Source organism: Streptomyces sp. NBC_01216 (genome assembly GCF_035994945.1).
Classification (GTDB): Bacteria; Actinomycetota; Actinomycetes; order Streptomycetales; family Streptomycetaceae; genus Streptomyces.
Window position 1 is genome coordinate 4,871,042 of the sequence record NZ_CP108677.1, and the last position, 21,283, is coordinate 4,892,324.

Consider the following 21,283-nt stretch of genomic DNA (forward strand, 5'->3'; position numbering starts at 1 on the left):
CTAACCCTTCACTCCGGTCAGTGTGACTCCCTCGACGAACGCCTTCTGCGCGAAGAAGAACACGAGGATCACAGGGGCCATGACCAGGACGGTCGCGGCCATGGTCAGATTCCAGTCGGTGTGACGCGCGCCCTTGAAGGACTCCAGGCCGTAGCTCAGCGTCCACGCGGCCGGGTTCTCCGAGGCGTAGATCTGCGGCCCGAAGTAGTCGTTCCACGCGGCGAAGAACTGGAAGAGCGCGATCGCCGCGATGCCCGGCTTCGCCATCGGCAGGACCACCCTGATCAGGGTGCGGAACTCGCCGCAGCCGTCGACCTTGGCCGCGTCGAGGTACTCGTTCGGGATCGTCAGCAGGAACTGGCGCAGCAGGAAGATCGAGAACGCGTCGCCGAAAGCCATCGGGATGATCAGCGGCCAGAGCGTGCCGGACAGGTCCAGCTGCTTGGCCCAGAAGAGGTACATCGGGATGACGACGACCTGCGGCGGCAGCATCATCATCGAGATGACCAGCATCGTCGCCAGATCGCGCCCACGGAAGCGGAACTTGGCGAGGGCGTACGCCACCGGGATTGAGGACACCACGGTCAGCACGGTGCCCAGGCCCGCGTACAGCAGGGTGTTGCGCCACCAGGTCAGGAAGCCCGGCGTCTCGAGGACCCGGAGGTAGTTGCCCCACTCCCAGGTGTCGGGGGTGAGGTCCCGGGTGAGGGCCTGCTGGTCGTTCATGAGCGAGGTCAGCAGGACGAACACGAACGGCAGCACGAAGAAGAGTGCGGCGGCGATGTCGAGGGCGTGCACGGCGATCCAGTGCAGCAGGGCCCTGCGGCGCGCGGCACGGCCGGCGGCGGACGGGGGCGGGGCCGCGGCCGGCGCGGCCCGTCGGTCGAGGAGCTGGGTCATGACGATCAGTCACCTGCCTGGATCAGGCCGCCACGCCGGCGCATCAGCAGTCCGGTGAAGACCATGGCCAGGGCGAAGAGGATGAGGGCGACGGCGCAGGCGGCGCCGTAGTCGAAGCGCTGGAAACCGAGGTTGTAGACGAGCTGGGGCAGCGTCAGCGTGGACTTGTCCGGATAGCCGGGCTCGAAGGACTGGCCGGAGCCGCCGATGATGCCGGAGGCGACCTTTCCGGCGACCAGGGGCTGGGTGTAGTACTGCATCGCCTGGATCACCCCCGTGACGACGGCGAACATCACGATCGGCGAGATATTCGGCAAGGTGACGAAGCGGAACCGCTGCCAGGCGGAGGCTCCGTCGAGTTCCGCGGCCTCGTACTGTTCGCGGGGGACGTCGAGCAGCGCGGCCATGAAGATCACCATCAGGTCGCCGACGCCCCACACCGCGAGCATGGTCAGGGCAGGTTTGGACCAGGTGGCGTCGTTGAACCAGCCGGGTGCCGGCAGTCCGAGACCGCCGAGGATCGAGTCGACCGGTCCGGTGCCGGGGTTGAGCAGGAAGACGAAGGCGAGCGTGGCCGCCACCGGAGGCGCGAGGTAGGGCAGGTAGAAGAGGGTCCGGAAGACCCCCGCGCCCGTCTTGATCTTCGTGATCAGCAGGCCGACGCCGAGGCCGAAGCCGACACGGCAGCCGACCATGACCACGACCAGCCAGAGCGTGTTGAACAGGGACGGCCAGAAGAGGGGGTAGTCCCGGAAGACGTAGATCCAGTTGTCCAGGCCGCTGAAGGACGGGGGCGTGAAGCCGTCGTAGTGGGTGAAGGAGAAGGCGAGGGCCGAGACCAGGGGGTAGGCGAAGAAGACGCCGAACCCGATCAGCCAGGGCGACATGAAGGCCGCCGTGCGAAGCGCCGACCGGCGGCGCTTCGCACGGAGCGTGTGCGTGGTCATCGGCGGCTACTTCGCCTTGGCGATGTCGGTGTCGATCTGCCGGGCGGTCTTCTCCAGCCCGGCCTGGAGGTCGCCGATGGCACCCTTCTCGTACTGGTAGCCGAAGTCCTGGAGCGTGTTGAGGTAGGCCGAGCCGTTGACCGCGCCCGCCGGGGTGTTGGACCGCGGGTGCCGGGCGATGTCGAGGAAGGTCCGGAACCGGGGGTCGAACTTCAGGTCGGGGGACTTCAGCGCCGCGAAGGTGGAGGGCACGTTGCGGATGCCGTTGGCGAAGGCCACCACCGCCTCGGTGTCCGTGGTCATGAACTCGACCAGTTTCCAGGCGGCGTTCTGCTTCCTGCTCTGCGGGGCGATCCCCACGACCGTGCCGGAGAGGAAGCCCTTGCCGTAGTCCGCCGCCTGGTCGTCGGCGACGGGCATCGGGGCCACGCCGATCTCGAAGTCCACCTTGGCGTCGGCGGCCATGCCCAGCCGCCACTCGCCGTCGATCTGCATCGCGACCTGGCCGGTGTGGAAGGGGTGCTTGGCGCCCCACTCGTCACCGAAGGTGCCGCGGAACCTCTCCAGCTTCCGGTAGCCGCCCAGCGCGTCGACCAGCTTCCTCTGCGCGGTGAACATCGCCGCCACCGAGGGGTCCCTGGCGATGTTCGACTTGCCGTCCGCGTCGAAGTAGGCGGGACCCCAGGCGCCGAGGTAGTGCTCGGTGGTGGTCTCGTAGCCGTGGAAGTTCGGCATGAAGCCGAGCTGTTCGTAGCCGTCGCCCTTGGTCTTCGTGAGCTTCTTCGCCGTCTCGGCCAGTTCCGACATGGTCTTCGGGGGCGAGGTGATTCCGGCGGCCGCGAAGGCGTCCTTGTTGTAGTAGAGGCCGTAGGCGTCGGTGAGCAGCGGGAGCGCGCAGCGCCTTCCTTCGAACCGGGTGTAGTCGAGGAGCACCTTCGGGAAGGTCTTCTCGAGGTCGACGCCGGACTTCGCGAGGAAGGGCTCCAGGTCGGCGAAGGCACCGGAGGAGCAGAACTTGCCGATGTTGGAGGTGGTGAAGGAGGAGACGACGTCCGGACCCTTCGAACCTCCGGTGCGAAGGGCCTGGTTGAGCTTGTCGTCGTTGATGTTGCCGACGACGTCCACCGTGATGTTGGGGTGGGCCTTCTCGAAGCGGGCGACGTTGTCCTCGATGGCCTTGACCTCGGCGGGCGCCGACCAGCCGTGCCAGAAGGTGATCGTGGTCCGGGCGTTCGCGTCGTCCTTCGCGCCCCCGGACGGCGCGCCGGTACAGGCGGAGGCGAGCAGGGCGAGGGAAGCGGTGGCGGCGAGCGCCGTCGCGGCGGTGCGCGGGCGTGCGGGCATGGCGGAGTCTCCCTGGTGCGGTTGGGGTGCAGGGGAAGGGGATGACGCGTGCTGGTCCGGGCCGTGCGGGATGCCGGCCGGGGGAGAGGGCGGGGTCCGGGTCAGCGGGAGGTGTCGAAGACCTCGTCGCGGGTGGTGGCGAGGGCGCTTTCGAGAGCCCCGCGCAGCACGGGGTCGTGGTGCACGGTGCCGAGGACGAGCCGCGGCCGGGACGCGGCGAGTTCGGCCAGCTGGCACTGGACGCGTTCGCGCAGCGGCTCGCCGCCGGCGAGGTTCGGCTCGCCCGCCAGGACGAGGAGCCCGGGGTCGAGCACCGCGATGACGGAGGCGAGTCCGGTCGCCAGGCGTTCGGCGTACCGGTCGAGCAGGGCCGCGTAGCGCGGGTCGTCGCCGTGGTGGGCGGCGGCGTGCGCGAGCAGGCCGGAGGCGACCGGCACAGGGGGCGCTTCGACGGTCTCGATGCCGAGCGTCCGGGCGATCCGGGGGACGGACCGGACGCCGGCGAGTTCCTGGTAGCCGCCGGAGTTGGCCTTGGTGACCCGCCGAACGAGCGGGGTGCCGGGTACGGGCAGGAATCCGACCTCGCCGGCGCCGCCGGTGAAGCCGCGGTGCAGCCGTCCGCCGAGCACGAGGGCGGCGCCGAGGCCCTCCTCGTTCCACAGCAGCACGAAGTTCTCGTGACCGCGGGCGGCGCCGAGCCGCTGTTCGGCGAGGGCGACGAGGTTGACGTCGTTCTCGTACTCGAACGGCATCGGCAGGGCGACGGCCAGCTCCTCCAGGAGGGTGGGGGAGTGCCAGCCGGGCAGGTGGGAGGCGTAGCGCAGCCGCCCGGTGGCCGGGTCGAAGGCGCCGGGGGTGCCGATGACGAGCCGGTGTACCTCGGCCGGGGTGATCCCGGCGTCCTTCGTCGCGCCGTCGAGGGCGGTGGCGACCTGCCGTACGACTCCGCCGGAGGCGCGCCCGGGGGTGTCCAGCTCGTACGCGCCGACCACCGTGCCGGTGATGTCGGCGACGGCGGCGCGGATGCGGCTCGGGGTGACGTCGATGCCGGCGGCGTAGGCGGCGCGGGACTCGATCGCGTACAGCTGCGCGCTCGGTCCCGGCCGTCCCGCGGTGGTACCGCCGGCGACGACGAGTCCGGCCGCCTCCAGGCGGGCGAGCAGCTGGGAGGCGGTCGGCTTGGAGAGCCCGGTGAGCTTGCCGATCCGGGTACGGGACAGGGGGCCGTGCTCCAGCAGCAGGTCGAGCGCGGCGCGGTCGTTCATGGCGCGCAGCACGCGCGGTGTGCCGGGGGTCCCCGGGGTCGTGCCGGCCATGACGGATGCACCTGCCCTTCGGCTCTGGACGGGGTCATTCTGCTGCCACGCGGCCCGCTTCCCCCATTGCATTGTTAGGAAAGTTTCCTATCGATGGGAGGACGGTAAGGCGAGCGTCACCGGGTCGTCAATACCCCGGGCGCGGCACGGCCCCCGCGTGCTGCCCGGAGGCCACCGCGCGCTCGTCCTCCGGCCGCGTCACCGCGGTACGACGAAAGGGCGCCCCGCCGGTCACCGGCGGGGCGCCCTTCGGGCATGCGGAGGGACTACTTGCCCAGGTCGGGCTTTGGGAGAGGGGTCGCCGCCACCGACTGCGGGGAGATGGCCGAGCCGAAGGCGGAGGGCGCCGCCATGCCCGCCGTCGGGTCCGCCCCGGACTCCTCCGCCGAGGCCGGGGTGCCGCCCACGATCCGGATGCCGGCCGCGTCCAGGGCGTGTTTGATCCGCCGGCGCAGCTCTCGTTCGACACCCAGGGACTTGCCCGGCATGGTCTTCGCCGAGACGCGGATCGTCATCGAGTCGAGCAGCACCTCGTCCAGTCCCAGGACCTCCACCGGGCCCCACAGCCGCTCGTTCCAGGGCTCCTCCTTCGCCATGCCCTCGGCGGCGCCGGTGATCACCTCGCGGACCTCGTCCAGGTCCTCGGTCGGGCGGACCGTCACGTCGAGCGCGGCCGTCGCCCAGCCCTGGCTGAGGTTGCCGATCCGCTTGATCTCGCCGTTGCGGACGTACCAGATCGCACCGTTGTCCCCACGCAGCTTCGTCACCCGCAGACCCACCTCGACGACCTCGCCGGAGGCCACGCCCGCGTCGACCGAGTCCCCCACGCCGTACTGGTCCTCCAGGATCATGAAGACACCGGAGAGGAAGTCCGTGACGAGGTTCCGGGCGCCGAAGCCGATCGCCACGCCCGCGACACCCGCCGAGGCGAGCAGCGGCGCGAGATCGATCTTGAAGGCCCCCAGGATCATCAGCCCGGCCGTGCCGAGGATGACGAAGGACGCGACCGAGCGCAGCACCGAGCCGATCGCCTCGGAGCGCTGCCGCCGCCGCTCGGCGTTGACCAGCAGACCGCCGAGCGCGGTCCCCTCCACCGCCTGGGCGGAGCGGTTCATCCGCGCTATCAGCTTGGTCAGCGCGCGTCGGATGGCCATTCTCAGCAGCAGCGCCACGACCAGGATGAGGATGATGCGCAACCCGGTGTTCAGCCAGGTCGACCAGTTCTCCTCCACCCAGCCGGCGGCGCTCGTCGCACGCTCCGCGGCCTCGTCCAGCGTGGCGGGGACGGTCTGGGGATCGTCGGCGGCCGGCAAGGCTGACCAGGGCACGGGGAAACCTCCAGGCATGACGTACGCAGAACGACCACACTAACGGGGCACCGGACGTGATCCCGGCGCCTTGTCACAAGGAAGGACGGTCCGCGTGCGGGGATGTATCCGGTCCTTCCGGTGATGTGTCCGAGAACACCCCAAGGCCGTTACCGCCACGTGGTGGCGCTCCGACCAGGCATGAGGGGAGACTGAGAGCGGATCGTCCCGGCGCGAGCCACGCGCCGCCGGCGTCATAGGAGGCATCACGTGCCGCATGTCCTGGTCCTCAACGCGTCGTACGAGCCGCTCGGCGTCGTACCGCTCCGCCGCGCGCTCGTCCTCGTCCTGGAGAACAAGGCCCTGTGCCTCGAGGAATCCGGCGCCTTCCTGCACAGCGAGACCCGCGTCATCCCCGCGCCGAGCGTGGTCCGGCTGAAGCGGTTCGTGCGGGTCCCCTACCGGGGGCCCGTTCCCCTTACCCGCAGAGCCCTCTTCGCCCGCGACGGCGGGCGCTGCATGTACTGCGGTGGCGTCGCAACCAGCGTCGACCACGTCGTTCCGCGCAGCCGCGGGGGCACGCACGCCTGGGACAACGTCGTGGCGGCCTGCCGTCGCTGCAACCACGTCAAGGCCGACCGGCATCTGCGGGAGCTGGGCTGGCGGCTGCGCCACCAGCCGGCCCCGCCGTCCGGCCTCGCCTGGCGGATCATCGGCACCGGTCACCGGGACCCGCGCTGGCTGCCCTACCTGCAGCCGTACGGCGCGGACGACGTGATGGCCCGGATCGACGCCGTCCCGCACGCCTCCACGGGGGCCGTGAAGACGGCGACCTGACGGCCCTTCGCCTCGCGCGGGGCGAAGGTCGCGCAGCCGGACGGACCGACGGGCGGTCGGGTTCCCCACCGTCGGTCCGCGTCCCCGGCCGGACCCCGGGGCCCCGCGCACGTCCCCCGGCACTCCCCTGGGCCGGCTCACTCCCGGGGCTGCTCGGGCTGCTCGGGTTGTTCGGGCTGCTCGGGCTCTGCGGGCGGGGTCGGCTGTTCGGCGGACGCGGGCCGCTCCGGGTCCGCGGGTTCCTCCGGGGGCGCCACCGCGTAGGTCTCCACCGTCCAGAGCGAGTAGCCGTAAGGCGTCGCCCGCGTATCGCCCTGTATCCGCAGGAAGCGGGTGTCCGCCGCGTCCATCCGGACCGACTCCCGGCCGCCCCGGCCGTCGGTGACCGTGGCCGCCGTGCGCCAGGTGCGGCCGTCGGCGGACACCTGGATGCGGTACCGGGAGGCGTACGCGTCCTGCCAGTGCAGCACCACCTGCCCTATCCGGGCCGGCTCGGGAAGCTCCAGCTGCCACCAGGCGCCGTCCTCCACGGGGGAGGACCAACGGGTCGCCGGGTCACCGTCCGTCGCCGAGGAGGCCGGGAAGTCCGGTGTCTCGTCGCCCGAGGAGGAAGCGGTCGCCGTCCGCGCCAGATCGGGGCCCGCCGTACGCGGGAAGGCCCGGACCGTCAGCACCCGCTCCTCGCCGGCGAACGACACCGGCACCCGGTAGGAGCCGGCCGGCACGTCCGGCGCCACCGTGATCTCCATCGGCACTGTCGTCCGGGTCCCGCGCGGCACCCGGACCTCCTTCGGGAGCCGGACCCGGATACCCTTCGGAGCCCGCGCCGTCAACGCGTCGCGCACCTCGCCCGCCCGCCTCGCGACCAGCTGGACGTCCACCCGCTGCGCCGCCCCGCCGATCTCGGCGTCCGTCTCGGCACGGCCCAGCTCCAGCTCCGCGCGCGGCTCGTCCGCGAACCACGGCACCAGGGAGCGGACCTCGGGAGCGGAGCCGCCGCTCCACACGATCCGCACGGCCTCCGCGCGCAGCCCCTTCCCGTCGGTCTGCGTCCAGCCGGAGACCGACAGCGGGCCGAGCGGTCGCCAGCCCTCGCCCGCCACGTAGACCTCCACGCGGGCGCCCTCGCCCGTACCGGGCTCGGTCATCACGGTCAGCGTCTCCAGGGGCCGTGAGCGGTCGAGCCGCAGCACGTACGCGTCCTGTTCCCGGTCCGCCCGCCGCCCGGTCCTCCGTTCGCGGTCCGCGCCGGTCCAGGCGGCAGACTCCGTCACCGCGCGGGTCAGGAACGGGTCGAGGACGCCCTTTCCGACCGTCACCCGGTCGTCCTGCCGCAGCGACTCACGCAGCGGCTCCAGGCGCAGCGACGCCTGCCAGGCCGCCGAGCCGTCGCCACGAGCCTGGGCCAGGAGCATGTCGACCGCGGTCTCGCCCGCGCTGCCGTACCGCGACATCCGGTTCAGCCAGGGCCGCACCTCGTCGTCCAGGGCGCCGTCCGCGGTCGCCGCGAGCCGCCGCGGTGCCTCCCGCATCACCGTGAACGCCGCCCGAAGCTCCCGCGCCGCGTTCTCCCGCGCGGCCGGCGTCCCGTTCGTCCGGCTGCTCCAGAACGCGGCCATCAGCGGCTTGAGGTAGGCCGACTCGCCGGTCGGGTCGAGCAGCGAGGAGGCGTCGTTGCCGGCCAGCGCCCACAGCGCCTCGCGGGCCGCGGTGTCCGGTCCGGCCAGGTCGTCGACGGCCGCCCGCCAGGACTCCTGCGGCCGGTAGCCCTTCGGGTTCCAGGCGTAGTCGGCCGCGGTGAACAGCGGGATGCGGGAGACGGTCGCCTGCTCCATCGCGTTGGCGAGGAAGGCCGCCGAACCGGCGGCCACGGCCGGCTCCCGGCCCTGCTGGGGGCCGAGGAAGAGCCGGTCCTGCGCGTAGTCGTTCACCGGATAGTTGTCCATGGTGACGAGCGGCCGCCCGAACGTCTGCCGCGCCCCGGCCAGTTCCCGCCCGGTGATGGTCCGGGGCACGACGCCGACACCCGTCCAGGCCACCCGTACCCGGTCGTCGAGCGCGGCGGCGAGCGCGGTGCGGTAGTCCGTCCGGCCGTCCTGGTAGTACTCCGTCGGCATCAGGTCCGGCGGCTCCGCGCCCGGGTGGCGCTCCGCCAGGTGCCGGGCCACCGCGTTGACCACACGGGCGTGGGCCGCGGCGGCCGCCGCGGGGCCCCGGCCGAAGACGTCCGCGTCCTTCGAGCAGTGCCACTCGCTGTAGCTGACGTCCTGGAACTGGAGCTGGAAGGAACGCACGCCGAGCGCCCACATGGCGTCGATCTTCCGGGTGAGCGCCCGGACGTCGTCGTCGGAGGCCAGGCACATGGACTGCGCGGGCGCCACCGCCCAGGCGAGCGTGACGTGGTTGGCGCGGGCCCGCTCGGCGAGCGCGCGGAACGCGGCGCGCTGCTCGGCCGGGTAGGGCTCCCTCCACAGGGTCTGCCGGTACGGGTCGTCGCCGGGGGCGTAGAGGAAGCGGTTCTGCTTGGTGCGGCCCATGAAGTCGAGCTGGGCGAGGCGCTGTTCCTGGCTCCAGGGGCGGCCGTAGAAGCCCTCGGTCAGGCCGCGGACGGCGCTGCCAGGCCAGTCGCGCACCACGACGCCGCGGATCTCCCGCTGCGGGCCCACCAGCTGGCGCAGTGTCTGCACGGCGTGGAAGAGGCCGTCCTCGCCGACCCCGTCCAGCACGACCGTGTCCCGGCTCTGGACCCGGCCGGTCGCGAGACGGTAGCCGCCGTGCGGGAGATCACCCCGCTCGGGCACCCGCAGGGCGCGCAGAGCCTCGGACGCGGCGGCGTCCCCCCGGCCGGCCCGCCCGCCCGCGCGGACGACGGTGCCCGCGCCCGGCAGGGACGTGTGGACGGTCCGCACGCCCGCCGCACGCAGTACCTCGCGCAGCGCGGCCAGGGCGTGCGGGTCGGCGTCGGCGTCGGCGAGCAGGGTGACCTGGTCGCCGAGCGGTACCGAGGCGCCCGTCGTCCTCAGGGACTGCGGGCGCGGCCACACTCCGGTGTCCGCCGACGACCGCGCGTCGGTCTGCTCGTCCGTGGCGCTGGCCGGGGGGGCCGGTGCGGCCTGTGCGACACCGGGCACGGCGCCGCCGAGGAGACCGCCGATGACCGCGGCGGCCACGGCCGTCGCGGTCCGCTTCCTGCGCCCCAGGTACACGAAGGACTCCTTTGGTCACGAGTTGGTGACGACCCCACCACCCGGTCGGCCGAGGTGTCAATGCGCGTGGTCGATGTGTCGGCTTTGCCGGGCACTCTTTCGGCGAGGTGGCGGTCTCGCGCGAAGTTCTGCCGGTAAAACGGGGGGCGGTGGGTAGGCGTGCCCTTGCTGTCCCACTTGTCGAGACGAAACCGGGAGACCCCCGTGACCACGACCATGCGCCCGACCATCCACCATCGGGTACCGAAACAGGGCCCGCTGATCTGCGAGCCGGCCTTCTTCGACGCCGCCCCGCTGACCAGCGAACCGCCCTTCGCCGACGCCGCTCCGCTCACCAGCGAACCGCCCCTCGCCGACGCCGCCCCCCTCACCAGCGAGCCGCCTCTGACCGACGCGGCGCCGCTCACCAGCGAACCCACCGCCCACGGCACCGCCGGCGGGATGGAGTCCCCCGGCATGTGACCTGTCCGGGCCGCCGCTGTTCCCGACTCTCGGAGTGTGAAGTGACCCTGGCCCGCCTCGCCGCCCTCCATGGCGTCGCCACCGCGTACGCACCCTCCGAGGGCGTCACCGTCCAGGTGCCCGATGCCACGGTCGTCGCCGTGCTCGCCGCCCTGGACGTGGACGCCGGGACTCCGGAGGCCCTCGACGCGGCGCTCGAAGCGGCGCACCGCGCCGAGCGGGACCGCCTGCTGCCGCCCACGCTCGTGCGGTGGCAGGACGGCCCCCAGGGGCCGCCCGAGGGGCTGCCGCCCGGTACGCGGCTGCGCGTGACGACCGAGGCGGGCGACGTCGTGGAGGAGGCCGAGGCCGCCGACTGGGCGCGACTGCCGCTCGGAGTGCACCGGATCGAGGCGACCGCCCCCGGGGGCCGTTCCGGGACGGGCACCCTGATCGTCGCCCCCGCGTGCGTGCCCCGGCCGGAACACCGCGCCTTCGGGCTGCTCGTCCAGCTCTACTCCGTCCTGTCCGCGCGCTCCTGGGGCATGGGGGACCTCGGCGACCTGCGGGAGCTCGCCGTCTGGGCCGGACGCGTGCACGGCGCCGGGTTCGTCCAGGTCAACCCGCTGCACGCGGCCGTGCCCGGCGCGCCCACCGACCCCTCCCCGTACCGCCCCTCCTCCCGCCGCTTCCCCGACCCGGTCCATCTGCGGATCGAGGACGTCCCCGGGTACGCCCATGTGGGGCCCGAGCACCGCGAGGCGCTGGACACGGTCCTCGCCGACGCCGCCGAGCTGCGCGAACGGGTGCTGCGCAAGGGAGCGCTGATCGACCGGGACGCGGTGTGGGAGCTCAAACGGCGCGCCCTGGAACTCGTACGGACCGTGGAACCCGGGCCCGGCGCGCGGGCCGCCTACCGCGACTTCCTCGCGGAGCGGGGCCTCGCGCTGGAGGACCACGCGACCTACTGCGCCCTCGCGGAGCGCCACGGCCACCACTGGCGCGGCTGGCCCGCCGAGCTGCGTGACCCGCGTGCGGCCGCCCCGATCGTCGCCGCCGACGCCGAGCTGGCCGACCGGGTCGACTTCCACCGCTGGCTGGCCTGGCTGACGGACCGGCAGCTCGCCGCCGCCGGCGCGGACGCCCGAGAGGCAGGCATGTCCGTGGGGGTGGTCCACGACCTGGCCGTCGGTGTCCACCCGGACGGTTCGGACGCCTGGGCCCAGCAGGGCACCTTCGCGTCCGGCATGTCGGTGGGCGCCCCGCCCGACGCCTTCAACTCCCGCGGCCAGGACTGGGGCCTGCCGCCCTGGCGCCCCGACGTGCTCGCGGCCTCCGGCTACCTGCCTTACCGCGGCCTGCTCCGGGAACTGCTGCGCCACGCCGGCGCCCTGCGCATCGACCACGTCATGGGCCTGTTCCGGCTCTGGTGGGTACCCGAGGGCCGCGGGCCCACCGAGGGAACGTATGTCCGCTACGACGCAGAGGCCATGCTCGCCGTCCTGGTCCTGGAGGCGCACCGGGCGGGCGCCGTCGTCATCGGCGAGGACCTCGGCACCGTCGAGCCGGGGGTGCGCGAGGCGCTGTCCCGGCGCGGTGTGCTGGGCACCTCCGTGCTCTGGTTCGAACGCGACTGGTCGGGCACCGGGCTTCCGCTGACGCCCGAGGTGTGGCGCGCGGACTGCGTGGCCACCGCCACCACCCACGACCTCCCCTCCACGGCGGCCCGCCTCTCCGGCGACCACGTCACGCTGCGGCAGCGGCTGGGGCTGCTGACCGGCGATCCGGCCCGGGAGCGGGCCAGGGACGCCGCCGAGACCGGCGAGTGGCTGGGCGCCTTCGAGCGGCTGGGGCTGCTCCCGGAGGGGCCGGGGGACGAGGAGGCCGAGATCAGGGCCGTCCACCGCTTCCTGCTGCGCACCCCGGCGCGCATGGTGGGGCTGTGGCTGCCGGACACGGTCGGGGACCGCCGGCCGCAGAACCTGCCCGGCACCTGGGACGAGTACCCCAACTGGCGGCTGCCGGTCGCCGGCCCGGAAGGGCAGCCGCTGACGCTGGAGGCGCTGACGGCCTCGCCCCGGGCGTACCGACTGCTGTCCCTCCTCGGCGCGGGCGCGGCGCGTACGGCACCCCCGGGCGCGCGGCCGGTTTAGGTGTTCGCTACGTTTGCACCGTGGACAAGAAGAACGCCCTGCGCGCCGGTGCTGTCGCGGCCGGTACGACGCTGATGATGCTGCTCATGTCGTCCCCGGCGCTCGCGCTCACCCGCGACGACGGTGACGACCCGGCCCCCAAGCTGAGTGTCGTCGAGACCCTCGGCCTGTTCGTCGCCACCCCGATCGTCCTGTTCCTGGTGATCGCCGGTCTGGTGATGGTGCTCGACAAGTCCGACAGGACCAAGAGGGTCTGAGAGCCTGCCGGGTGGCCTCTGGCCGGGCGGTCACGCCCTGGCACGCGCGCTGCCGGTGTCGCCGGGATGCCCGGTAGCTCCGCTACAGCGGCGTCCCGGCGCCCGGGAATCGCCCGCACCAGACCGCGCCCGCCTGCGGCCTCGGCCCGCATCGCTCCGAGGGCGCCGCACGGTACGTGAGTACCGTGCGGCGCCCTCGCGTGCGTTCCCGGGTGTGGTCCGTGGCCGGGGGCGTGTCGGGACCTTCGGCCGCCAGGCTCTCAGGCCGTCGTGGCGAGGAGCTTGCGCAGCAGCCCGGCCAGTTGCTCCCGCTCCCGCGGGTCGAGCGCGGACTCCAGCGCCTCCCGTTGCCGGGCGAGGCCGGCCGTCACGGCCTGGTCCACCAGCCCGCGCCCGCGCTCGCTGAGCGTCACGCGTAGACCGCGCCGGTCGTGCGGATCGGGGCTTCGGCTGAGCAGCCCGGCCTTCTCCAGTTTGTCCAGCCGGCCCGTCATCCCGCCGGTGGTGATCATCAGCGTCGCCGTCAGCTCACGCGGCGACAGCGTGTACGGCTCACCCGAACGGCGCAGGGTCGCCAGGACGTCGAACTCCCCGAGTGACATCCCGTAGGGCGCGTACGCCTTGTCCACCCGGCCGCGCATGGCGGCGGCGAGCCGGTAGATCCGCCCGAAGACGGCCATCGGCACGGTGTCCAGATCGGGGCGGACCACAGCCCACTGGTCGGTGATGGCGTCGACGGCGTCGCGCTCGGGGCCGGAGCCCACGTTGTTCGTCTCCATGTGCGCAGTCTCCGTTCCTCGCAGGCTCGATGACAAGTAAGTCACTTGACGGTAAGTAGCTTATGACTAAGCTACTTACCGTCAAGTCATTCGGTCCACCGTCCGAACCGGGGAATCCGTCATGTCCCGCAAGGCCGCCGTCGTCGCCCTCACCGCGCTCGCCCCCGTCTCCTGGGGGTCGACCTACTACGTCACCACCGAGTTCCTGCCACCCGACCGGCCGCTGTTCACCGGCCTGACGCGCGCCCTGCCCGCCGGTCTGCTCCTCCTCGCGTACACCCGGAGGCTTCCCCGGGGTGCCTGGTGGGGGAAGGCGGCGATCCTCGGCGTCCTCAACATCGGCGCCTTCTTCCCGCTGCTCTTCCTCGCCGCCTACCGGCTGCCCGGCGGTCTCGCCGCCGTCGTCGGCTCGGTCGGCCCGCTCCTCGTGGTCGGACTCGCCGCGCTGTTCCTGGGGGACCGGCCGACCACGCGGTCGCTGCTCACCGCGATCGCCGCCGCCCTCGGTGTCAGCCTGGTCGTCCTGAGGGCGAGCGCCGCGCCCGACCCGCTGGGGGTGGCCGCCGGACTCCTCGCCGCCCTGTCGATGTCCGCCGGAACGGTCCTCACCAAGCGCTGGGGCCGCCCCGAGGGCGCGGGAGCGGCGGCCCTGACGGGCTGGCAGCTCACCGCGGGCGGCCTGGTCCTGCTGCCGGTCGCCCTCGTGCTCGAAGGTGCGCCGCCCGCCCTGGACACCGACGGCCTGCTCGGCTACGCCTACCTCGCCCTGGGCAACACCGCGGTCTCCTATCTCCTCTGGTTCCGCGGTGTCGAGCTGCTGAGCGCCTCCTCGGTCACCCTGCTCGGCCCGCTGTCGCCGATCACCGCGGCGGTCATCGGCTGGGTGGCGCTCGGTCAGTCGCTCGGCCCGGTCCAGCTGGCCGGCATGGCGGTCGCCTTCGGAGCCACGCTCGCCGGGCAGTGGACCCCGCGGGCCTCGCGGGCGCCACGTGCCGAGGCGAGCAGAACGTTCAGATCCGATGAACACAACGCCCGGAACATTTCGCCGGACCGGAAGACTGCGTCGAGGTGACCGCGGTCCCAGCCCGGCCGGGTAGGTTGCGCCCCATGACCGAGTGGGACATCAAGAAGCTCCGCATCCTCCGCACCCTCCGCGACCGCGGCACCGTCACCGCGACCGCGGAGGCGCTGCTCATGACCCCCTCGGCCGTCTCCCAGCAGCTCACCAACCTGGCCGGACAGCTCGGGGTGCGCCTGCTGGAGGCCCAGGGCCGCGGGGTCCGCCTCACCGACGCCGCCCACCTGGTGCTCCGCCACGCGGAGGCGGTCTTCGCCCAGCTGGAACGCGCCGACGCCGAGCTCGACGGCTACCTGCGCGGCGAGGCGGGGCAGGTACGGCTGGCGGCCTTCTCGACCGGCGTCCCCGCGCTCGTCGTGCCCGCGGTGCGACAGCTCCGCGACGCGCACCCCGGCCTCGACGTGCGGGTCCGCGAGGCCGAGGCAGCGGAGGCGTACGAGCTGCTCACCTCCGGCGCCGTCGACCTGGCCCTCTCGCTCGCCGCCCACGCGCCGCCCGTCCGCGACCCCAAGTTCAGCCGTGTACCGCTGCTCGCCGACCCACTCGACCTCGCGCTGCCCCGGGCGCACCCGCTCGCCGACGCGCCCGGTCTGCGGCTCGCCGACCTCTCCGCCGAACCCTGGATCTTCGGCGGCTCGGGGCCCTGGTCCGAGATCACCACCGCCGCCTGCGAAGCCGCCGGATTCGTGCCCGAGCAGGCCCACAGCGCCTCCGGCTGGACCACCATCCTCGCCATGGTCGAGGCCGGCATGGGCATCGCGCTCGTCCCCCGGATGGCCACCGCCGAGCCGCGCGGCGGTGTCGTCATGCGGGTCCTCTCCGCCGACCGGCCGCGCCGCCACGTCGTCGCCGCCGTCCGCCGCGGGGCGGAGGAGGGTCCGGCGGTCGCCCGGGTCCTCGCCGCGCTCCGGCAGGCCGCCGCCGCCCGTGAGGCGGCCCGGTAGCGCCACTCGCCCGGAAATCTTTCAGTTCCACTGAAAAATACCGTCGAAAACTTTCGATGGACCTGGTCTTCGCCGGGCAGGCAGAGTCAGGGCATGACCTTCGAGACGAGCCCGGAACAGGACCCGCACGCCAACGACGCCGCCCCCTACGGCGGAGGCGACCCGTACGCCGACTACCGCAGCGGCGACTTCCCCTTCACCGAGCTCGTCGACCTCGCCGACCGCCGGCTCGGCGCCGGGGTCGTCGCCGCCAACGACGAGTTCTTCGCCGAGCGCGAGAACCTCCTGGTCCGCGAGCGCGCCGTCTTCGACCCGGAGCGCTTCGGCCACAAGGGCAAGATCATGGACGGCTGGGAGACCCGCCGCCGCCGCGGCGCCGACGCCGGGAACGTCTTCCCCGCTCCCGAGGACCACGACTGGGCGGTCGTCCGCCTCGGCGCCCCCGGCGTCATCCGCGGCATCGTCGTCGACACCGCCCACTTCCGCGGCAACTACCCGCAGCGGGTCAGCGTCCAGGCCACCGCCGTCGAAGGGACCCCGAGCCCCGAGCGGCTGCTCGCCGCCGACGTCATATGGGAGGAACTCGTCCCGCCCACCCCCGTGCGCGGGCACGCCGCCAACGGCTTCACGATCACCTCCGAGCGGCGCTGGAGCCACGTCCGCCTCTGCCAGCACCCCGACGGCGGCGTCGCCCGCCTCCGCGTCCACGGCGAGGTCGTGCCCGACCCCGCGTGGCTGGAGCTGCTCGGCACCCTCGATCTGATCTCCGTCCTCAACGGAGGCGTGTGCGAGGACGCCTCCGACAGGTTCTACTCCTCGCCGACGCAGATCATCCTGCCGGGCACCTCCCGCAAGATGGACGACGGCTGGGAGAACCGCCGCCGCCGGGTCCGCGGCACCCACGACTGGGTCCGCTTCCGGCTCGCCGCCCAGGGCGCCGTACGCGCCGTGGAGATCGACACCGCCTACCTCAAGGGCAACTCGGCGGGCTGGACAGCCCTCCAGGGCCGCAACGGCGAGACCGGCGAGTGGTTCGAGATCATCCCCCGCACCCGCCTCCAGCCCGACACCCCGCACCGCTTCCCGCTCGCCGCGCGGGCCGTCGTCACCCACGTCCGTCTCGACGCCTTCCCCGACGGCGGCGTCGCCCGGATGCGCCTGCACGGCACGCTCACCGAGCAGGGCGCCGACACGCTGCGCCGCCGCTGTCAGGAGCTCGGCGACTGACAGCCTCCCGGGGGTGACCTCCGACCCGGCCGGAGGTCACCCCCGGGAGGTTCCGACCGGTTTCCGCCCGGCGGAGCGGCCGCGCACCGACGCCCGCCCGCCGGGCGGACCTCACCACGGACGAAGGGGTACCTCCACGGGGGAGGTACCCCTTCGTCCTCCACTCGGTCACTCGGAGGATCAGGCCGCCGCGGCGTCCGCCGCCTGGGCCTTCAGCGCCCGCTCCACGCCCGCGCGCGACTCCGTCACCAGACGCCGCAGCGCCGGAGCGGGGTCGTTCGCCGCGATCCAGGCGTCCGTCGCGTCCAGGGTCTCCCGCGACACCTGGAGCGTCGGATAGAGACCGACCACGATCTGCTGGATCATCTCGTGGCTGCGGGTCTCCGCGACGCCCTTGATCGAGGCGAAGTACTTCGCCGTGAAGGGGGCGAGCAGCTCGCGCTGGTCGGTCTGGACGAAGCCGCCGATCACCGCCTCCTGCACGGCGTTCGCCAGCTTGTCGGACTCCACGACCGACGCCCACGCCTCGGCCTTGGCCGCCTCGGTGGGACGCGCCGCCCGCGCGGTGGCCGCGTGGCGCTCGCCCGCCGCCGTCCGGTCGCGCTCCAGCTCGGCCGCGATCTCCGTCTCTTCGTAGACGCCCGTCGCCGCGAGCCGCTGCACGAACGCCCAGCGCAGCTCGGTGTCCACCGCCAGACCCTCGATCGACTCACGCCCCTCCAGCAGCGCGACCAGCAGGTCCAGCTGCTGGGGCGTGCGGGCGGTCGCCGCGAAGGCGCGCGCCCACGCCAGCTGGTGGTCGCCGGCCGGCTCGGCCGTGCGCAGGTGCGCCAGCGTCGCGTCCGTCCAGCGCGTCAGGCCCGCCTCGCGCCAGTCCGGCGCCGCGTACAGCTCCAGCGCCGCCTTCACCTGGCCCTGCAGCGACTGCACCACGCCGATGTCGGACTCCTTGGCGATGCCGGAGAGCACCAGTTCCAGGTACTCCCGGGTCGCCAGCTCGCCGTCACGCGTCATGTCCCAGGCCGAGGCCCAGCACAGCGCGCGCGGCAGCGACTCCGCGAAGTCGCCCAGGTGCGCCGTGACGTTCTTCAGCGACACCTCGTCGAGCCGTACCTTCGCGTACGACAGGTCGTCGTCGTTGAGCAGCACGACCGCCGGGCGGGCCTTGCCCTCCAGCTGCGGCACCGCCGTCAGCTCGGCGGCCCGCACGTCCAGCTCGACCCGGTCGCCGCGGACCAGCTTCCCGGCCGCGTCGAGGTCGTAGAAGCCGATCGCGATCCGGTGGGGACGCAGGATCGACTCGCCCTTGGCCCCGGACGGCAGCGCCGGCGCCTCCTGTCGGACGGCGAAGGAGGTGATGATCCCGTTCTCGTCCGTCTCGATCTCCGGCCGGAGGATGTTGATGCCGGCCGTCTCCAGCCACGCCTTCGACCAGGTCTTCAGGTCGCGGCCGGAGGTCTCCTCCAGAGCGCCCAGCAGATCGGCCAGACGCGTGTTCCCGAAGGCGTGCGCCTTGAAGTACGCCTGCACGCCCTGGAAGAACTCGTCCTGTCCGACGTACGCCACCAGCTGCTTGAGGACCGAGGCCCCCTTGGCGTAGGTGATGCCGTCGAAGTTGACCTGCACGTCCTCCAGGTCGTTGATCTCCGCCATGATCGGGTGCGTGGACGGCAGCTGGTCCTGGCGGTAGGCCCACGTCTTCTCCGCGTTGGCGAAGGTGGTCCAGGCGTTCGGCCAGCGGGTGCCCGGCACGGATGCCTGGCAGGCGACGGAGGTGAAGGTGGCGAACGACTCGTTCAGCCAGAGGTCGTTCCACCACTCCATGGTCACGAGGTCGCCGAACCACATGTGGGCGAGCTCGTGCAGGATCGTCTCCGCCCGGCGCTCGTACGCCGCGTCCGTCACCTTGGAGCGGAAGACGTACTGGTCGCGGATCGTGACCGCGCCCGCGTTCTCCATCGCGCCCGCGTTGAACTCCGGTACGAAGAGCTGGTCGTACTTGGCGAAGGGGTAGTCGTACGCGAACTTCTCCTGGAACCAGTCGAAGCCCTGACGGGTCACGTCGAAGATGTGGTCCGCGTCGAGGAACTCGGCCAGCGAGGGACGGCAGTAGATGCCGAGCGGAACGCGCTGCCCGTCCTTCTCGTAGGAGGAGTGCACCGCGTGGTACGGGCCGACGATCAGCGCGGTGATGTACGTCGAGATGCGCGGGGTCGGCTCGAACACCCACAGGTCGTCCTCGGGCTCCGGCGTCGGCGAGTTGGAGATCACCGACCAGCCGCTCGGCGCCTTCACGGTGAACCGGAAGGTCGCCTTGAGGTCCGGCTGCTCGAAGGCGGCGAAGACACGGCGCGCGTCCGGGACCTCGAACTGGGTGTACAGATAGGCCTGGCCGTCGACCGGGTCGACGAAGCGGTGCAGGCCCTCACCGGTGTTGGTGTACGCGCAGTCCGCGACGACCCGGAGCTCGTTCGGGCCCTGCCGGAGATGGGCCAGCGTGATCCGGGAGTCACGGAAGACGGCGGCCACGTCGAGCGCGCGGCCGTTGAGCACCACCTCGTGCACGGCGGGGGCGACGAGGTCGATGAAGGTCTCCGCACCGGCCTCGGCGGAATCGAAGCGGACGGTGGTGACGGACCGGTAGGTCCCGCCCTCCTGCGCACCGGTGAGGTCGAGTTCGACCTCGTACGCGTCCACGGCCAGCAGCTTCGCCCGCTGCTGTGCCTCTTCACGGGTCAGGTTTGTGCCAGGCACCCGGTCTACTCCTCGGTTTCGTGACGTTTGGGTCATCCTTCCACGGCCCGCGTCGGCGACGCACGACACGTTTCCCCGCCCCGAAGCGGCGGCACCGGACCCGTGTGGACAGACCGCCCCCACCGGTCCCGCCGCACGTCGGCTCACCGTCCGAATCCCGCCGGTGGAATACGCCCCGCTGCGTGAGGCTGGGCCCATGACTCCCACCCACACCGTCCGGGCCATCGAGCCCACCGCCCTCGACGAACTGCGCGCCACCGACGACGCGGGTCGCCCCTGCAGGGCCTTCGCCGACCCCGAGGGCGGAGCCCTCCTGCGCTGCTGCCTGCGTCACTCACGTCCCGGCGAGCGCATCGCCCTCGTGTCATACGCCCCGCTGCGCCGCTGGGCGGCACGGACCGGCGCCGAGCCGGGCGCGTACGACGAGCAGGGACCCGTCTTCGTCCACGCCGAGCGGTGCGCGGGGCCCGGAGCGCCGGGCACCTATCCCTTCGCCCGTCCCGGCGCGCTGCGCACCCTGCGCCGCTACGCCGCCGACGGCACGATCGCCGGTGGCCGCCTCCTGGAGATCCCGGAGGCGGCCACCGAAGCCTTCGACGAGGCGCTGACGGAAGCCTTCGCCGACCCGCGGGTGGCCCTGGTGCACGTCAGGGCCGTCGAGTACGGCTGCTTCCACTACGAGGTCAGGCGCCCTTGAGCTCGCGCGCCACCAGCTCCGCGATCTGCACCGCGTTCAGCGCGGCGCCCTTGCGGAGGTTGTCGTTGGAGAGGAACAGCGCCAGACCGTGCTCGACGGTCTCGTCGGCCCGGATGCGGCCCACGTACGAGGCGTCCTTGCCGGCCGCCTGGAGCGGGGTGGGGATCTCGGACAGCTCGACGCCCTCCGCGTCCTTCAGCAGCTCGTAGGCGCGCTCGACGCTGATCGGCCGCTCGAAGCGGGCGTTGACCTGGAGGGAGTGGCCGGAGAAGACCGGGACACGGACACAGGTGCCGGAGACCTTCAGGCCGGGGATCTCCAGGATCTTCCGGGACTCGTGGCGGAGCTTCTGCTCCTCGTCCGTCTCGAAGGTGCCGTCGTCCACGATCGAACCGGCCAGCGGTACGACGTTGAAGGCGATCGGACGCTGGTAGACGCCGGGCTCGGGGAACTCCACGGCCTCGCCGTCGAAGGCGAGCCGGTCGGCGTTCTCGGCCACGGCGCACGCCTGGGTGCGCAGCTCGGCCACGCCGGCCACACCGGAGCCGGAGACGGCCTGGTAGGTGGTGGCGACGAGGGCGGTCAGGCCGGCCTCCTGGTGCAGCGGCTTGAGGACCGGCATCGCGGCCATCGTGGTGCAGTTCGGATTGGCGATGATGCCCTTGGGACGGTCCTTGACCGCGTGCGGGTTGACCTCGGAGACGACCAGCGGCACCTCGGGGTGGCGGCGCCACGCGGAGGAGTTGTCGATCACGACGGCGCCCTGGGCGGCGACCTTCTCGGCGAGCGCCTTGGAGGTGGCGCCACCGGCGGAGAAGAGCACGATGTCCAGGCCCGTGTAGTCGGCGGTCGAGGCGTCCTCGACCGTGACCCCGTCGACGACCGTGCCGGCGGAGCGGGCGGAGGCGAAGAGCCGCAGCTCGTCCAGCGGGAAGTTCCGCTCGGCCAGGATGCTGCGCATGACCGTGCCGACCTGACCGGTGGCTCCTACGATTCCGACCTTCACGGGGACTCCTCCGAATATGTGTGCAGGGTGGTGCCGCGTCCATCATGCGTGCGCTCCGGGGCGCCTTGTCCAATCCGTAGTCCAAGGGGC

The 21,283-nt window shown here is 72.7% G+C and carries 17 protein-coding genes; 8 read left to right on the forward strand and 9 right to left on the reverse strand.

The window, feature by feature from the left end:
• The 5 genes from OG393_RS21710 to OG393_RS21730 form a co-directional block, all read right to left on the reverse strand.
• The gene (locus tag OG393_RS21710; RefSeq protein WP_327376338.1) at positions 1-900 is read right to left on the reverse strand and encodes a carbohydrate ABC transporter permease; all 900 of its coding nucleotides are present in this window, start codon (positions 898-900) and stop codon (positions 1-3) included.
• 5 nt (positions 901-905) lie between these two features.
• On the reverse strand, positions 906-1,847 hold the full coding sequence (locus OG393_RS21715) for a carbohydrate ABC transporter permease (protein ID WP_327376340.1): 942 nt from the start codon (positions 1,845-1,847) through the stop codon (positions 906-908).
• A gap of 6 nt (positions 1,848-1,853) precedes the next feature.
• On the reverse strand, positions 1,854-3,191 hold the full coding sequence (locus OG393_RS21720; protein ID WP_327376341.1) for an ABC transporter substrate-binding protein: 1,338 nt from the start codon (positions 3,189-3,191) through the stop codon (positions 1,854-1,856).
• A 101-nt stretch (positions 3,192-3,292) separates the two neighbouring features.
• Positions 3,293-4,507, reverse strand: coding sequence for an ROK family transcriptional regulator (locus OG393_RS21725; RefSeq protein ID WP_327376342.1), 1,215 nt, complete (start codon positions 4,505-4,507; stop codon positions 3,293-3,295).
• A 266-nt stretch (positions 4,508-4,773) separates the two neighbouring features.
• A complete protein-coding gene (locus tag OG393_RS21730; protein ID WP_442817344.1) occupies positions 4,774-5,835 on the reverse strand; it encodes a mechanosensitive ion channel family protein in 1,062 nt (353 codons plus the stop codon).
• Between the two features lie 249 nt (positions 5,836-6,084).
• Between OG393_RS21730 and OG393_RS21735 the strand changes: the two genes are divergently transcribed.
• A complete protein-coding gene (locus OG393_RS21735) occupies positions 6,085-6,651 on the forward strand; it encodes an HNH endonuclease (protein WP_327376344.1) in 567 nt (188 codons plus the stop codon).
• Positions 6,652-6,788: 137 nt separating this feature from the next.
• Here OG393_RS21735 and OG393_RS21740 read toward each other — a convergent pair whose 3' ends face one another.
• Positions 6,789-9,857: a beta-N-acetylglucosaminidase domain-containing protein gene (locus tag OG393_RS21740; protein WP_327376345.1), complete on the reverse strand. Its 3,069-nt coding sequence runs from the start codon at positions 9,855-9,857 to the stop codon at positions 6,789-6,791.
• A 216-nt stretch (positions 9,858-10,073) separates the two neighbouring features.
• Here OG393_RS21740 and OG393_RS21745 point away from each other — a divergent pair, with 216 nt between their 5' ends.
• The 3 genes from OG393_RS21745 to OG393_RS21755 are packed head-to-tail and all read left to right on the forward strand — an operon-like array spanning position 10,074 to position 12,708.
• Positions 10,074-10,319: a hypothetical protein gene (locus OG393_RS21745; RefSeq protein ID WP_442817429.1), complete on the forward strand. Its 246-nt coding sequence runs from the start codon at positions 10,074-10,076 to the stop codon at positions 10,317-10,319.
• A gap of 41 nt (positions 10,320-10,360) precedes the next feature.
• Positions 10,361-12,451, forward strand: coding sequence for a 4-alpha-glucanotransferase (malQ, locus tag OG393_RS21750; RefSeq protein ID WP_327376347.1), 2,091 nt, complete (start codon positions 10,361-10,363; stop codon positions 12,449-12,451).
• A gap of 20 nt (positions 12,452-12,471) precedes the next feature.
• Positions 12,472-12,708 carry a hypothetical protein gene (locus tag OG393_RS21755; RefSeq protein ID WP_327376348.1) on the forward strand — a complete coding sequence of 79 codons (237 nt, stop codon included), beginning with the start codon at positions 12,472-12,474 and terminating at the stop codon, positions 12,706-12,708.
• Positions 12,709-12,968: 260 nt separating this feature from the next.
• On the opposite strand, the gene OG393_RS21760 is transcribed toward OG393_RS21755, so the two are convergent.
• Positions 12,969-13,487 (reverse strand): MarR family winged helix-turn-helix transcriptional regulator, encoded by a 519-nt coding sequence (locus OG393_RS21760; protein WP_327376349.1) that lies wholly within the window; start codon positions 13,485-13,487, stop codon positions 12,969-12,971.
• A 121-nt stretch (positions 13,488-13,608) separates the two neighbouring features.
• Here OG393_RS21760 and OG393_RS21765 point away from each other — a divergent pair, with 121 nt between their 5' ends.
• The 3 genes from OG393_RS21765 (at position 13,609) to alc (ending at position 16,736) form a co-directional block, all read left to right on the forward strand.
• A complete protein-coding gene (locus tag OG393_RS21765) occupies positions 13,609-14,559 on the forward strand; it encodes an EamA family transporter (protein ID WP_327376350.1) in 951 nt (316 codons plus the stop codon).
• A 35-nt stretch (positions 14,560-14,594) separates the two neighbouring features.
• Positions 14,595-15,509, forward strand: coding sequence for a LysR substrate-binding domain-containing protein (locus OG393_RS21770; RefSeq protein WP_327376351.1), 915 nt, complete (start codon positions 14,595-14,597; stop codon positions 15,507-15,509).
• Between the two features lie 93 nt (positions 15,510-15,602).
• Entirely contained in the window at positions 15,603-16,736 is a 1,134-nt protein-coding gene (alc, locus tag OG393_RS21775; RefSeq protein WP_327376352.1) for an allantoicase, read from the forward strand.
• Positions 16,737-16,916: 180 nt separating this feature from the next.
• Here alc and pepN read toward each other — a convergent pair whose 3' ends face one another.
• Positions 16,917-19,490, reverse strand: coding sequence for an aminopeptidase N (pepN, locus tag OG393_RS21780; protein WP_327376353.1), 2,574 nt, complete (start codon positions 19,488-19,490; stop codon positions 16,917-16,919).
• Between the two features lie 196 nt (positions 19,491-19,686).
• Here pepN and OG393_RS21785 point away from each other — a divergent pair, with 196 nt between their 5' ends.
• Positions 19,687-20,187, forward strand: a complete 501-nt coding sequence (locus OG393_RS21785) for a DUF1203 domain-containing protein (protein WP_327376354.1) — start codon at positions 19,687-19,689, stop codon at positions 20,185-20,187.
• On the opposite strand, the gene OG393_RS21790 is transcribed toward OG393_RS21785, so the two are convergent.
• Complete coding sequence (locus OG393_RS21790; RefSeq protein WP_327376355.1) at positions 20,174-21,193, reverse strand: aspartate-semialdehyde dehydrogenase; 1,020 nt, start codon at positions 21,191-21,193, stop codon at positions 20,174-20,176. The genes OG393_RS21785 and OG393_RS21790 overlap by 14 nt on opposite strands.
• Between the last annotated feature and the right edge of the window lie 90 nt (positions 21,194-21,283).